At 64.5% G+C, this 13,160-nt stretch carries 14 protein-coding genes and 1 pseudogene; 8 read left to right on the plus strand and 7 right to left on the minus strand.

The window, feature by feature from the left end; translation table 11 throughout:
• Positions 1–3: 3 nt before the first annotated feature.
• Positions 4–1,311 carry an MFS transporter gene (locus tag KRR38_RS06495; protein ID WP_217399757.1) on the minus strand — a complete coding sequence of 436 codons (1,308 nt, stop codon included), beginning with the start codon at positions 1,309–1,311 and terminating at the stop codon, positions 4–6.
• A gap of 142 nt (positions 1,312–1,453) precedes the next feature.
• Between KRR38_RS06495 and KRR38_RS06500 the strand changes: the two genes are divergently transcribed.
• From KRR38_RS06500 to KRR38_RS06535, 7 genes and pseudogenes are all read left to right on the plus strand, one after another.
• Positions 1,454–2,554, plus strand: a complete 1,101-nt coding sequence (locus KRR38_RS06500) for an epoxide hydrolase family protein (protein ID WP_217399759.1) — start codon at positions 1,454–1,456, stop codon at positions 2,552–2,554.
• 137 nt (positions 2,555–2,691) lie between these two features.
• Positions 2,692–4,068: an SRPBCC family protein gene (locus tag KRR38_RS06505; RefSeq protein WP_217399760.1), complete on the plus strand. Its 1,377-nt coding sequence runs from the start codon at positions 2,692–2,694 to the stop codon at positions 4,066–4,068.
• 62 nt (positions 4,069–4,130) lie between these two features.
• Positions 4,131–4,946: an enoyl-CoA hydratase/isomerase family protein gene (locus KRR38_RS06510; protein ID WP_217399762.1), complete on the plus strand. Its 816-nt coding sequence runs from the start codon at positions 4,131–4,133 to the stop codon at positions 4,944–4,946.
• 2 nt (positions 4,947–4,948) lie between these two features.
• The gene (locus KRR38_RS06515; RefSeq protein ID WP_217399764.1) at positions 4,949–5,479 is read left to right on the plus strand and encodes a cupin domain-containing protein; all 531 of its coding nucleotides are present in this window, start codon (positions 4,949–4,951) and stop codon (positions 5,477–5,479) included.
• A gap of 16 nt (positions 5,480–5,495) precedes the next feature.
• Positions 5,496–6,353 (plus strand): enoyl-CoA hydratase, encoded by an 858-nt coding sequence (locus tag KRR38_RS06520; protein WP_217399766.1) that lies wholly within the window; start codon positions 5,496–5,498, stop codon positions 6,351–6,353.
• A gap of 4 nt (positions 6,354–6,357) precedes the next feature.
• A pseudogene (locus KRR38_RS06530) lies at positions 6,358–7,190 on the plus strand (SDR family oxidoreductase).
• 25 nt (positions 7,191–7,215) lie between these two features.
• A complete protein-coding gene (locus tag KRR38_RS06535) occupies positions 7,216–7,644 on the plus strand; it encodes a nuclear transport factor 2 family protein (RefSeq protein ID WP_217399770.1) in 429 nt (142 codons plus the stop codon).
• 4 nt (positions 7,645–7,648) lie between these two features.
• Here KRR38_RS06535 and KRR38_RS06540 read toward each other — a convergent pair whose 3' ends face one another.
• The 5 genes from KRR38_RS06540 to KRR38_RS06560 are packed head-to-tail and all read right to left on the minus strand — an operon-like array spanning position 7,649 to position 10,900.
• Positions 7,649–7,993 carry a nuclear transport factor 2 family protein gene (locus KRR38_RS06540; protein ID WP_217399772.1) on the minus strand — a complete coding sequence of 115 codons (345 nt, stop codon included), beginning with the start codon at positions 7,991–7,993 and terminating at the stop codon, positions 7,649–7,651.
• A gap of 5 nt (positions 7,994–7,998) precedes the next feature.
• On the minus strand, positions 7,999–9,249 hold the full coding sequence (locus KRR38_RS06545; RefSeq protein WP_217399774.1) for a cytochrome P450: 1,251 nt from the start codon (positions 9,247–9,249) through the stop codon (positions 7,999–8,001).
• Positions 9,250–9,260: 11 nt separating this feature from the next.
• Entirely contained in the window at positions 9,261–9,677 is a 417-nt protein-coding gene (locus tag KRR38_RS06550; protein WP_217399777.1) for a DUF3237 domain-containing protein, read from the minus strand.
• Positions 9,678–9,684: 7 nt separating this feature from the next.
• Entirely contained in the window at positions 9,685–10,464 is a 780-nt protein-coding gene (locus KRR38_RS06555) for an SDR family NAD(P)-dependent oxidoreductase (RefSeq protein ID WP_217399779.1), read from the minus strand.
• 13 nt (positions 10,465–10,477) lie between these two features.
• Positions 10,478–10,900: a nuclear transport factor 2 family protein gene (locus KRR38_RS06560; RefSeq protein ID WP_217399781.1), complete on the minus strand. Its 423-nt coding sequence runs from the start codon at positions 10,898–10,900 to the stop codon at positions 10,478–10,480.
• A gap of 145 nt (positions 10,901–11,045) precedes the next feature.
• Between KRR38_RS06560 and KRR38_RS06565 the strand changes: the two genes are divergently transcribed.
• Entirely contained in the window at positions 11,046–11,834 is a 789-nt protein-coding gene (locus KRR38_RS06565) for an IclR family transcriptional regulator (RefSeq protein ID WP_217399783.1), read from the plus strand.
• A gap of 7 nt (positions 11,835–11,841) precedes the next feature.
• On the opposite strand, the gene KRR38_RS06570 is transcribed toward KRR38_RS06565, so the two are convergent.
• Positions 11,842–13,026, minus strand: coding sequence for an LLM class flavin-dependent oxidoreductase (locus KRR38_RS06570; protein WP_217399785.1), 1,185 nt, complete (start codon positions 13,024–13,026; stop codon positions 11,842–11,844).
• Positions 13,027–13,160: the final 134 nt, after the last annotated feature.

The following is a 13,160-nucleotide window of genomic DNA, read 5'->3' on the forward strand; positions in this document are numbered from 1 at the left end:
CGACTAGCCCGTACGCTCGCGCAAACGCCGCACGAAGGGCACAGCCAGCGCCACGGATATCGCAGCGAAGGCATAGGCCGGCAAGCCGAACAGCATCATCGCATCGGCGACGCGTGCCTCGGTTCGCAGCACCTGGTTGGTGACCAGGGCAACAGCCGTTGGCCCGAGCCCGAAGCCGATCAGATTGCCGACGAACTGGTACATCGCGATGAGCAGCCCCCTGCCCTGCGGCGGCACCAGATCGGGCAGCAGCGAATAGCAGGCAGCGCCGACGACGCCGGACAGAACCACCGAAATCAGCAGCGCCGCGACGATCCCCGGGACGAATTGCGGATCGAACAGCGACAGCAGCACGACCACCTGGCCGACGAGCGCGACCGCGGTCAATTTCAGTCGCCCGGTCCGCGGATCGCGCCGCGCCGCCCAATCGCTCAGCGCGCCGCCGATCACCGCGGCGCCTATGCCGCCGACCAGCGAAACGATGCCGAGGACCAGCCCCGTCTCGGTCGGCGTCAGGCCGCTTTGCCGCATGAAGACCGCCGGCCACCAGTTGCCGACGCCGTTGCCGGCAATGGCGATGACGATGAAGGCGGCGAACAGCAGCAGGAAGGTGGGGCCGTTGCGCCGAACATGATCGACCATGCGGAAGCTCTCGCCGGCAAACTGCGCGGGCGCGCTTTCGCGTTCGGGCTCGCGGACGGTAGCCATCAGCGGAATGGCCAGCAGACTGACCAGCCCGGCGCCCAGCAACGCCAGCTGCCAAGCCGCGAGCTTGCCCAGCACGGGTAGGTCCGGCTGGTGATGCGAAAAATAGTCGAGCAGCCCGCCGCCAAGGAAATTCGCCAGCGCGCCGCCGAACATCGAGGCGGCAAGCAGCAAGGCGGTCGGCTTGCCGCGTTCGGCGGTCGGGAACAGGTCGGCGATCATCGAGATTGCCGCCGGGGCCAGCGCCGCCTGGAACGCGCCGAGCGCCATACGCGCCAGGAAGAACGGCCAGAAGCTCTGGGAAAGGGCACAGGCCAGCGTGGACACGCTCCAGCCCAGCAGCCCGATCAGCAGCAGGTTGCGCCGGTTCCAGCGGTCGGCGAGATGGCCGAGCGGAATGCCGATGACCGAGAAGCAGATCGCGAAAGCTAGGCCATAGAGCAGCGAGACCTCGGTATCGGTCAGCCCCATCGTTTGCTTGATGCCGGGGATCAGAAGCAGCAGGATCAACCGGTCGAGCATCGCCATGGTCCAGACCAGCGCCAGGATCCAGACCGTCCGCCAGGCATGCGGACTTCGCGCGGAGGCTCCGCCTTGGGTTGCCATGCACTCTCTCCTGTTATGTTCTTTTTGGGCTCTATTCTCCGCTCATCGCCCCGGCGACATAATGCAACACGACGTTTGCATTTCATCGATCGGGCCGATAGGCATCCGGCCTCTGCACACACTCTGACCGGAAGACCGCCCCGTGAAAAGCCCGTTTCGCCTGGAGGCACCGAAAGCCCGCCTCGACTGGATCGCGGATCGCGTGGCTAATGCGGTGATCGGCTATGCTCCCGACGACGATGCCGATTGGAAATATGGCACCGATGCCCGCTATCTAGCGGAATTCCGCGACTACTGGCGCGATCGCTACGATTGGGCCGCGGCGCAGGACGCTTTCAATGCCTGGCCGCAATATGTCGCCGAGATCGAAGGAATTGCGATCCATTTCTATCACTTGCCGGCGACCAACGGTGCGAAAGGCTATCCGCTGATCCTTAGCCATGGCTGGCCGGGTTCGGTGCTCGAATTCCTCGAGGCGATGCCGCTGCTCGCGGCGCGCGGCTATGACGTCGTCGTGCCTTCGCTGCCCGGTTACGGCTTTTCCGGCCGGCCGACGCGGCCGATCGGCGCGGGTGATGTCGCGCGGATCTGGCGCACCCTGATGGTCGAAGTGCTCGGCTATCCCCGTTTCGGCGCGCAGGGCGGCGACTGGGGCGCTTCTGTGACGACAGCACTAGCGCAGAACCACCCGGACACCGTGGCCGCCTTCCACCTCAACTACCTCGCGCACCGGCCGAGCGGCGAGATGTCGCCCGAGGAGGCCGAGTGGTTCAAGGCGGCGCGCAGGCGGATGAACGACGTCGGTGCCTATTCGAAGCAGATGACCTCGCGCCCGCAGACGATCGGCCTGGCTCTGGCCGACACGCCGATTGGCTTCGCTTCCTGGGTGCTGGAAAAATACCGCGCCTGGTCGGACAATGACGGCGACATCGAGACCGCCTTCACCAAGGACCAGCTCATCACCAGCGTGATGACCTATCTGATCAGCGACAACGTCCAGGCGGCGATGTGGCTCTACAACTCGATGACCACGGCAAGGCCTACCGATGGCGGCCCGATCGCCGTGCCGATGGGCTTCGCGCATTTCCCGCGCGAAACCGTGCCGCCGCCGCGATCGGCAGCCGAGAAGCGCTTCAACATCGTCCATTGGCAGGAAATGCCCAAGGGCGGCCACTTCGCGGCCTGGGAGGAGCCCGAACTCTTCGCCACGGAAGTGGCCGGTTTCTTCGATCGTTGGTGCTGACTGCATATCGCGGGCACGGCTATCGCGACATGGGGGCAAAAATAATTCACAAGCCGCGATGCATTAATTAGCATCAGGCCCGACGATCGGACAGCGCGAGGCGACTCGCGGCCACGCCGGCAGGAGAGAGAAGAGACATGACTCAGGATGTTCAAGCCGCTCTGGCGCAGGTTCCGTTCCGCGTTACCGACCCGCAGCGGATCCCCGCCGAGCGCTATTACGACGAAGCATTCTTCAAGCTCGAGAACGAGAAGCTCTGGCCGCACGTCTGGCAGATGGCCTGCCGGCTCGAGGAGATCCCGCACATCGGCGACTATGTCGAATACCGCAATCTCGACAAATCGGTCATCGTCGTTCGCACCAAGAACGGGGTGAAGGCATTCCACAACGCCTGCCGCCACCGCGGCGTCCAGCTCGTCGACCAGCCCGGCAACTGCGCCAAGACGGGCTTCATCTGCCCCTTTCACGGCTGGCGCTGGAATGCCGAGGGCAAGAACACGTTCGTCTTCGGCAAGCAGATTTTCGACGAAGCTCTGCTCGACCATGCCGAGATCGATCTGCCGCCCGTGCGCGTCGAATTCTGGGGCGGCTGCGCCTTCATCAACTTCGACGACGATGCGCCCGGCCTGATCGAATCGCTCGGCCCGGTCGTCGACATCCTCGATGCGCGGCATGTCGATCGGCTCAAGATGGACTGGTGGTACGGCACCGTGCTGCCGACGAACTGGAAGCTGGCGATGGAAGCCTTCATGGAAGGCTATCACGTCATGCGCACGCATCCGCAGCTGCACGACCTGATGCCGATGAATTCCTACGGCGTCGACGTCGACGAGAACGTGCCCACGCGGAACATGGACTCGCGGATGATGGTCAACAACATGGCCGATTTCTACGTGCGCCTCTCGGCCGGCATGGCGGGCATGATCCACGAAACCGAAGTCGCGGTGATCGAAAAGCTGCGCGACATGGACGTGCCCGAAGACCCGATGGCCGCGCTCGGCGCCTTCATCGCGAAGGCGCAGCAGGACATCACCGCCGATGGCCTCGCCCGCGGCGCGCCGATGTTCGACATTGCCAAGGTCAATCAGGAAAAGCCGTTCCACGACGTGGAATTCATGTTCCCGCACTACTTCCTGCTGCCGAGCTTCGCGGCGATGTCGTCCTACCGCATCCGCCCACTGACCGCGGAGACCTGTCTGTTCGAGATATGGTCGCTGGTGCTGCGTCCCGACGACGAGCCCTACGAGACGCCCAAGGGCCCGACGATGCTGCCCTACGATTCGAAGGAATTCCCCGAGATCCCGATGCAGGACTATTCGAACCTGCCGCGCCAGCAGGTGGGCCTGCACCAGTTCAAGGAAATGCGCCTCTCGCACGAGCAGGAAGGCATGATCAGCAACTACCAGCGACTGGTCGACGGTTATCTCGCCGGGCTCGATGCCGAGACGCTGCGCAAGGGCCAGACCGTGGTCAACAGCGGCTACAACGCACCGATCCTCGACATCGGTTTCTAGGGGTTGCGCGCGCGGGCTTCGCCGCCCGATAGTCGCCGCACAACCGTTCATGGGAGCCTGAAATGACCGAAGAACCGCACATGCTCGTCGAAGTGGTCGAGGAGAACATCCTCGTCGCGACGTTCAACCGCCCCGACAAGCTCAACGCCATGAGCTTCGACCTGATGAAGATCCTCGACGAGGCGGTCGAACGCTACCGCGACACGCCCGAACTGCGCGTGATGCTGATCAAGTCGAAGGGCCGCTATTTCTCGGCCGGCGCCGATCTCAAGCAGAGCGGCGACGCCGGACAGCGCGAATACCCGACCAAGGGCTCGCAGGTCCGCGACCAGCACCGCCGCGGCGCTAACCGTATGCGCCGCGTCTGGGACGAGATGGAGCACATCGAGAAGCCCTTCGTCGTCGCTCACCACGCGCGCTGCGTCGGCGGCAGCCTGGAGATGAGCCTGTCCTGCGACTTCCGCCTGGCCGCGGCCAGCGCCTCCTACGCCTTTCCCGAGGCCAAGTTCGGCGTCCTGCCGGCGACAAACGGCGTCAGCCGCCTGGTCCGCCTGGTGGGGCCGCACTGGGCGCGTCTGATGATCATGGCGAACATGCCGATCGACGCACAGGAAGCGCGGATCGCCGGTCTGGTCCACAAGGTCTATCCGGACGAGAGCTTCGAATCCGACGTGATGGGCTTCTGCCGGCACCTCGCTCAGCAGAACGCCGAGCTGGTCGGCACGGCCAAGGTGGCGATCGAACTCGCGGCCGACCTTGGTGCACACCAGGCCGCGGCGGTCGAGCGGCTGGCGAACAGCTCGCTGATGCTCAGCCCCGACTACAAGGAGCTGATGGTCAGCCACGTCGCCAACATCGGCAAAGGCAAAGGATACTGAACATGGCCGACGAGCAGCAGGACACCTCACAGGATCTTGGCAAGTTCCAGATCTTCCGCGCCAAGGACGCGCCGGGGCTCATGGAAGCCAAATGCATGACGGTCGAGCCGTTCAGCCCGGTGCAGCGCGCCGGGATGGATAAGGTGATGGCCGCGGGCTATCTCGAAGGCGACGAGATCAAGGTGCTCTGCCAGCTCCCCGGTTTCAGCCTGACCCACGTCTGGTTCAAGGAGGGGTACGCCCTGCCCCTACACAGCCACGACGCGGACTGCCTCTACTACATCATCGCCGGCAGCCTGCGCATGGGCACCGAGGAACTCGGCCCGCGCGACAGCTTCTTCATCCCTTCGGGCGTGCCCTATACCTACAAGCCTGGCCCGGAAGGCGTCGAGCTTCTGGAAATCAGGCAGGCCAGCACCTTCAACTTCGTCAACCTGGCGAAAGGCGAAGGGTTCTGGGAGAAGGCTCTGGAGGCGACCGTGCAGCACCGCGAGGACTGGAAGACTGCCAAGCGTCCCTCGCTCAACGCCTGATCTGAAAGCAGAGAAAATGACCGACGCCCTCGTCCGCTACGAAGATCCCGCACCCGGGGTCGCGCGCGTCGTCCTCGCCCGCACGGACAAGCACAATTCGCTCAATCCGGCGCTGATCTTCGCGATCAACGAGGCCTTCGACCGCGCGCTGCGCGACGACAGCGTCAAAGTGATCGTGCTAGCCGCCGACGGCCGCAATTTCTCGGCCGGGCACGATATCGCCGACACGGTCGAGGAATATCAGCAGGCTATGCAGGATTCCTCGCCTGGAGTCTCGACCTGGAGCGGCTTTCTCGAGCCCGGCGCGCATGGTTGGTACGCGGCGGAGAAGGAAGGCTACCTCGAGAGCGCGCGGCGCATCCGCAACATTTCCAAGCCGACGATCTGCGCGGTGCAAGGCAAGTGCATCGCCGGCGCGCTGATCTATGCCTGGGTCTGCGACATCATCGTCGCGGCGGACAATGCCGTATTCTCCGATCCGGTGGTGAACTTTGGCATGCCGGCGGTCGAGTGGCTGGGGCATCCTTGGGAGCTTGGCCCGCGCAAGGCCAAGGAATTCCTGTTCACCGCCGACAGCTGGAACGCCGAGGAGGCGCACCGGCTCGGCATGGTGAACCACGTCGTGCCGCTTGCCGAGCTCGAAGGCTTCACGCTCGCCATGGCGCAGAAGATCGCGTCCAAGCCCGCTTTCGCGCTCAAGCTGGCCAAGGAGGCGGTCAACAAGACGCTCGACATCCAGGGGCAGATGAACGCGATCGACCAGGCCTTCTCGCTTCACCACCTGGGGCACCAGCAGAACTTCCGCCTGTTCGGCTACGGCATGGACACGTCGAACCTGCCAGCGTTCGCCAGCGCGCCGAAGAAGGCCGAATAGCGACGTGGCCCACTACATCGCGGGCAAGTCGGTCGTCATCACCGGTGCAGGCAGCGGCTTCGGCCGGCTCACTGCCGAAAAACTGGCGGCCGAGGGCGCGAGACTGACCTGCATCGACGTCAATGCAGAGGCGGCCGAAGCAATCGCCGCTGCGATCCGCGCCGCGGGGGTGAGGCCCAGGCGATTATCGCCGATGTCACTTCCATCGAGGACATGCGTTCCGCTGCCGCCGCCGCGGTCGCTGCCTACGGCGCGATCGACGTGATGGTGAACAATGCCGGCATCATGCCGCTCGCCTTCATCGCCGACCACGCCAGCGCGCTACCCGCCTGGGAGCGCTGCATCGACATCAATTTCAAGGGCGTGATGAACGGCTGCATCGCGGTCCACGACCAGATGATGGCCCAGGGCCGCGGCCACATCATCAACCTCTCGTCGATCTACGGCAATCGCGCTTCGGCCGGGGCGGCCGTCTACGGCGCGACCAAAGCCGCCGTTGACTACTTCTCCCACGCCTTGCGCCAGGAGGCCCGCGGCAAGATCAAGGTGACCGTGATCAAGCCGACCGGCGTCATGGCGACCGGGCTGATGGGCACCGTGGTCAATCCCGCAGCGGGATCCGGCCTGATCGGGCACAATCTGGCGGCGTTCTACGAGGATCTCGGCAAGCTGCAGGCGGGCAATGCGGGCGAACTGACCGACCAGGACAGCGTCGCCTACGGCTTTCTCACCCCCGACCACATCGCCGACGCCATCGTCCATACGATCAACCAGCCTTGGGGCGTGGCCATCAGCGACGTCACCGTGCGCGCATCGGGCGACTATTATATCGCGTGATCAGAGGTAATTGGAGGTAGATGCTGTGACCGATCTCGAAGAACTGGTGGCGCGCGAGGAGATCAAGCTGCTCAAGGCCCGCCGCGACCGGGCTGCCGATACCAAGGACTGGGACCTCTACCTCTCGCTCCACGCGCCCGATCACGTCTCGCACAACGAGGGCTTTCCCCGCTGGGGCAGCGCGCAGGAGATGATCGACAACGTCAGCAAGCTCATGGGCGATCACCGCAAGACCGTGCATCACTCGCACACCCCCGAGATCACCTTCGAGTCCGACACCAAGGCCAAAGGCATCTGGGCGATGGAGGATATGATCTTCGATGCCGCGAGCGACGAGATGCTGATCCACGGCTTCGGCTTCTACCACGAGACCTACGAGAAGCGCGACGGACGCTGGCTATTCACCACGCGCCAGCTCAAGCGGACGCTGGTCAAGACCTACGGCGCGTTCTGACCGCTCACAGCGCGATAGTATAGACCTCATTGTGCGTGATCAGCCCGTCGCGCATGAGCACGAAATCGAAGCCTCGCAGCCGCTTGCCGCCCATATTGCAGAACCAGCGCGCACAAAATCCGCCTTTGACCAGCCATAGCTCATCTGGCGAGTAGCGCCACTCTAGCAAGTGCGGGAACAGCTTCTCGAGATAGGCGACCAAAGCCCCACGCCCGGTCAGCCCGCCGGGGTTGGCGCTGTCGACATAGCTGCAATCCTCGGCATACATCGCCGCGATCCCGCCTATGTCCTTGTCGGTCCAGGCCTGCAGCCAGATCGCATTGAACGCCTCAAGTTCGCCCTGGGTCATGGGCTTCAGTTCATCACATAGTGGATAGGCAGCCGGATCGGGCCGTTGACGAAAGTCGCCGCGCTCATCCTGGCGTCTCCGTCGAGCTCGACCGATTGCAACCGCGGCAGCAGTTCCTCGAACAGGATGCGCATTTCCATCCGGGCGAGATACTGGCCCAGGCACAGATGCGCGCCATAGCCGAAGGCGACGTGACGGTTGGGCTTGCGATCGATGCGGAAGCGCTCGGGATCGGGGAACACGGCCTCGTCGCGGTTGGCCGAGCCATAGCAGAGCATCAGCCAGTCGCCCTTGGCGATCTTCTGTCCACCGACTTCACAATCTGCCGTAGCATTGCGCATGAAGTGTTTGACCGGCGTGGTCCAGCGGATCGCCTCGTCGATCATCGGGCCGATCAACGAAGGGTCGGCCTTGAGCTGTGCGAATTGCTCCGGATCCTGGGCCAAGGCCCACATCGCGCCCGCAGTGGAGGACGAAGTCGTGTCATGGCCTGCAGTGGCAACGATGATATAGTAGCCCATCATCGCCAGTGGATCGAGCGGCGCGCCGTCGATCGTGCCGTTGGCAATGGCCGAAGCGAGGTCGCTCGTCGGGTTTGCACGACGCTCTTCGGTCAGCTTGTTGAAATAGACCATCATCTCGAACAATGCCGCCCTGTCGGTCTCGCGCACCGGCGGCTTGCCATCAGCGTCCAGTTCATCGGGATCGGCTGCAGCGAACAGTCCTTGCGTCAGCTTGAGCATCAGCGGCTCGTCCGCTTCGGGCAACCCGAGGATCTCCATGATCACGAGCAGAGGATAGTGCAGCGCGATCTCGCCCACGAAATCGCAGCGCCCGCCGGACGCTGCCATCCGGTCTGCTGCCGCCCGCGCCAGTTCGCGGATGCGGCCTTCGAGGTGCTTGATGTTGCCGGGCTGGAACCAGGCATTGGTCAGCCCGCGATAGGCCTGATGCTCGGCGGCATCCATCTGGATCAGCGACTTGACCGTGACGCCGCCGCTCTCACGCACGGTCTGCTCGATATGCGCCTGGGTGAATAGGATCGACTGCGGCCCGTTGGTGAACAGCTCGTTCTGCCGGCTGATCTCCTGGATGTCGGCATGGCGCGTGACCACGCGGAACGGATCGAAGCCCTCGGCCTCGACCCGGCCCAGCGGATCGTTGGCGCGCAGCCACTTGTAGGCGTCGTAGATGCGGCCGTCGGAATAGGCCCTGATGTCGACGATCGTATCGCGGATGTGATCCGGAACGGGCATGTCGGCTCCTCTCAGCGGACTTCGTAGAATTCGTAGTCGATGCGCGTGCCGTCGGGGCCCGGGGTCAGCCTGCCCTTCCCAACGGCCTGGATCGCGTTGAGCCAGGCATAGCGCTCGTCCCCCGTCTCGAAGACCGGCGCGACGAGGGCGTGGAGCCCGTTGGCACGGTCGGCGAGGTTGAGCCGGCCGCCATAGGTCACGTAGATCAGCGCGCCGTCGTCGGTGCGCAGCGTCATGCGCACGTCGATCGTGCCGATCGCACCGCTGACCGTCATCCAGTCGGCCGCAGCGGCACCGGCCAGCGTCGCCTTCATCCGCTCACCGTCGAGCGTGACCGAGCGGATATCGCCGACGCTGCGTCCGCCGCCTACGGCATGCGGCGGCGCGACGTCGACGACGGCAGTGCAGAGCGGGATCAGTTCGAGCATAGCTTCCTCACTTCGCCGCGAAACGGATGCCGGCGTCGAGCCGGATCGCCTGCGCGTTCATATAGGTGTTGCGGCAGAGCTCGAGCGCCAGGCTGGCATATTCGTGCGGCTCGCCGAAGCGGTTGGGATAGGCGGTCATGGCCGAGAGCCGGTCCTTCATCTCCTGCCCAGCCTGGTTCATCAGCGGGGTGGAGAAAATGCCCGGCAGGATCGTGTTGATGCGAATACCGAAGCGCGAGAGGTCGCGGGCGATCGGCAGGGTCATGCCGGCGATCGCCGCCTTGCCCGCGGCATAGGCCGCCTGCCCCATCTGCCCGTCCTGCGCCGCGACCGAAGCCGTGCAGACGATCGCCCCGCGCTCGCCGCCGACCAGATCCAGCGTTGCCGCACCCGCCGCGAAGCGCGTGATCGTGGCGAAAGTGCCGACCGCGTTGAGATTGACCACGCGGGCGAACTCGGCGGTCGGGAACAGCTTCATCGCGCCGGTCTCGCGGTCCTTGCTGACCGTGGTCTTGGCGTTGCCGCCGCCGGCGCAGGCAATCAGGATGCGCTCTTGGCCGTTAACCGCGCGCGCCTTGGCGAAAGCGGCATCAAGGCTTTCGTCGGACAGCACGTCGGCCTGGCAAAAGACAGCGCCGGTCTCGGCCGCAGCCTTCTCGCCGGTCTCATGGTTGAGATCGACGATCGCGACCTTGGCGCCGGCTTCGCGCAGCGCTTTCACCGAGGCCAGGCCGAGGCCCGATGCGCCGCCGGTGACGACCGCGGCAATGCTGGAATCGATTTTCATGGCGTCCGTCCCCTCATGATCCGGTCTTGAGCAATGGTGGCTTGCCCGTGCCGATCCTCTGCATCTTCACTTCGGTATGAGCGATCTTCCACCCGGCCGCGGTCCGGACCAGGGTGCGGTAGTACCAACCCATGTTCCAGGCCGCGTCCTCGGAGGCGATGAACAGGTAGTTCTGGATCGTCTCCGCCCGGTCGCCGTCGAGCGTGATGCGCGCCGCACCGGGCAGATGCAGGCCGTCCGGCGCCTTAGACAGCAGGTCACGCACTTCGTCGCGGCCCTTGAGCACCTTGCGATAGACATCGTAGACCGTGTCGTCGGTGAAGAGGTCGAGCCATTCCTCGAAGTCGTTTACTTCCAGGCGCAGGCAGTATTCGTCGAGCAGCGTGCGGACCGCGATCTCGTCCGCCAGTTTCCGGAATTTCGCTTCGTTCGACATCCCACGCAACTCCTCTGACGGGCCGTGATCTATCCCAACGGGGAATCATTGCAATACGGCTATTTCATTATCCGGGTCGCGGATGGACGTGCATCGTCCTGCCGATGCTTGCCGATCCTACCGCATTGCGTAGAACGACAATCGTATGACGCTGATCGCCACTCGCACTCCGCGCAGCCCTTCGGCGCTGGTCCGCGTCAAGCGGCCGGGCGACCGCCGCAGCCTGTCGCGATCCGCGACGCGGGCGCTCGACGTACTCGAGCTGTTCGGGACGACGCGGCGGCCGCTGCGCGCGGTGGAAATATCGAAGGCGCTAGGCATCCATGCCTCGACGACGAACCAGTTGCTCAAGACGATGCTCGATTCCGGACACCTGGTGTTCGATGCCAGGGCCAAGACCTACCTGCCCTCGCCGCGCCTCGCCGAGTTCAGCGCCTGGATCATCGCGAGCTACGGTGCCAACGGGCGACTCATCGACCTGATCGAGGAGGTCCGTTCGGCGACCGGCATGGTCGTCACGATCTCGACGCCCAACGACCTGTTCATGCAGCTCATCGACTGCGCCGTGCCCGATGGGGAGCGCGGCGAGCGCGGGCTCAGCGTGTCGGTATTCGGATCGGCGATCGGCAGCGCCTATCTGGCCTCGCTCGACGATGCCGAAGTGCTGCGCCTCGCCGACCGGGCGCGCGTGCCCAAAGCGGACTTGCCCGCGATCCTCGAAGATCTTGCGCAGATCCGCGAGGCCGGTTTCGCCGATGGGGCGACCGCCGGTTCGGACTATTGGTCGATGGCCATGGCCCTGCCGATGCGCGGCCTGCAGGTGCCGACGGTGCTCGGCATAGCAGGATCGAGCGCCGAGGTGCGCCCACGGCTCGACGAATTCCATCGGATCATGCGCGAGGCCTCGGCGCGCTGGTCGCCCGCCGAGACCTGAACGTAAGTCAGCCGAATTCCTCGATTTTCTGCGACTGACTCGCCTTGGCAATCTCGCCTTCCAGACCTGCCGCAATCCGATGCGCACCCCGCTTTCTGAGCTCGGGAATGACGCGCGTGCCCAGCAGCTCGATCGACTTCATCACCGCCTCGTGCGGCAGGTAGCCGAAGTTGAGGTAACAGAGCAGCTGGTCGACACCGGCTTCTTCGTAGCGCAGCAGCTTCTTCAGGCATTCGTCCGGCGTACCGACGACGACCATGTCCTCGCGATCGAACTCGGTGATGTCGAACTCGCCGCGGGCGCGGCTTTCGAGCAGCGGAAAAGCCTGGGCCTGCTGCTCGGGGGTCAGGTGCGCCATCTCCCACTTCAGGTGGAACTCGGCGATGCCCTTGTACCACCACCACATCGAGTCCCAGAGGCGGTTGGTGCCGAAGCTGTCTCGCGATTCCGTGCAATGGACCAGGGTGTAGACGCCGACCTGGTTGGTGTGGACGCTAGTCAACGGCTTCGCGTTCGCCTGTGCGGCGCGGTAGGAGTCGATGATCTGCTTGAGCGTGTCGAGCGGTTGCATGATCGAGAAGCACAGCAGGCCGAGCCCGTTCTCGCCCGCCGTCGCGGCGCTGCCGGGGCTGGAGGCGGCCATCCAGGCCGGCGGATGTGGGTACTGGTAGGGCTTGGGCGTAACCATGCGCTTGGGGAACTTGAGGTACTCGGAGTCCTCCTCGTAATATTCCTGTTCCCACATGCCGACGACGGTCTTCGCCGCAGCCTTCATCTTGTCCTTGCTCGCCGGGATGTCGACGCCGAAAGCGATCTGCTCCATCGGGGTCGAGCGGCCCATGCCCCAGATCGCCCGGCCGCGGGACAGCAGATCGACGGTCGCGACCTTCTCGGCAACGCGCGCGGGATGGATGAACTCGTGCGGCATCAGCGACACGCCGAAGCCCAGCTTGATCCGCTCGGTGATCTGCGACAGCGCGCCAAGCACGACCTCGTTGGATGGCATGTGACTGCGGTTCTCGCGGAAGTGGTGCTCGACCAGCCAGACCGCCTCGAAGCCCAGCTTGTCGGCGAGGACGATCTGCTCGATGTTGTCGCGATAGACCTGGCGCTCGGCCGAGCGCTGGCCCCAGGGATGCTCGCCTGCCCAAGGCTGCGGCACATCGAATTCGTAGAGCAGGCCCAATTCCATCGCAGTCTCTCTCACCATCTGTAATTGGCGTAAGACTAGGCGCCAGCCCCCCGCAGGCAATCGCAATCGACGGACCCTAGGCAAATCCGTAATTACGCAAGACCGCTTCGCCGGATCGTTCCATATCCACCGAT

The sequence above is a fragment of the Novosphingobium sp. G106 genome, assembly GCF_019075875.1.
Lineage (GTDB): Bacteria > Pseudomonadota > Alphaproteobacteria > Sphingomonadales > Sphingomonadaceae > Novosphingobium.

What these genes read in the sequence shown, in the direction of transcription:
- KRR38_RS06495 (WP_217399757.1), bottom strand. Translation starts at nt 1,311, where the DNA reads ATGGCAACCCAAGGCGGAGCCTCCGCGCGAAGTCCGCATGCCTGGCGG.
- KRR38_RS06505 (WP_217399760.1), top strand. Translation starts at nt 2,692, where the DNA reads ATGACTCAGGATGTTCAAGCCGCTCTGGCGCAGGTTCCGTTCCGCGTT.
- KRR38_RS06510 (WP_217399762.1), top strand. Translation starts at nt 4,131, where the DNA reads ATGACCGAAGAACCGCACATGCTCGTCGAAGTGGTCGAGGAGAACATC.
- KRR38_RS06515 (WP_217399764.1), top strand. Translation starts at nt 4,949, where the DNA reads ATGGCCGACGAGCAGCAGGACACCTCACAGGATCTTGGCAAGTTCCAG.
- KRR38_RS06520 (WP_217399766.1), top strand. Translation starts at nt 5,496, where the DNA reads ATGACCGACGCCCTCGTCCGCTACGAAGATCCCGCACCCGGGGTCGCG.
- KRR38_RS06540 (WP_217399772.1), bottom strand. Translation starts at nt 7,993, where the DNA reads ATGACCCAGGGCGAACTTGAGGCGTTCAATGCGATCTGGCTGCAGGCC.
- KRR38_RS06545 (WP_217399774.1), bottom strand. Translation starts at nt 9,249, where the DNA reads ATGCCCGTTCCGGATCACATCCGCGATACGATCGTCGACATCAGGGCC.
- KRR38_RS06550 (WP_217399777.1), bottom strand. Translation starts at nt 9,677, where the DNA reads ATGCTCGAACTGATCCCGCTCTGCACTGCCGTCGTCGACGTCGCGCCG.
- KRR38_RS06555 (WP_217399779.1), bottom strand. Translation starts at nt 10,464, where the DNA reads ATGAAAATCGATTCCAGCATTGCCGCGGTCGTCACCGGCGGCGCATCG.
- KRR38_RS06560 (WP_217399781.1), bottom strand. Translation starts at nt 10,900, where the DNA reads ATGTCGAACGAAGCGAAATTCCGGAAACTGGCGGACGAGATCGCGGTC.
- KRR38_RS06565 (WP_217399783.1), top strand. Translation starts at nt 11,046, where the DNA reads ATGACGCTGATCGCCACTCGCACTCCGCGCAGCCCTTCGGCGCTGGTC.
- KRR38_RS06570 (WP_217399785.1), bottom strand. Translation starts at nt 13,026, where the DNA reads ATGGAATTGGGCCTGCTCTACGAATTCGATGTGCCGCAGCCTTGGGCA.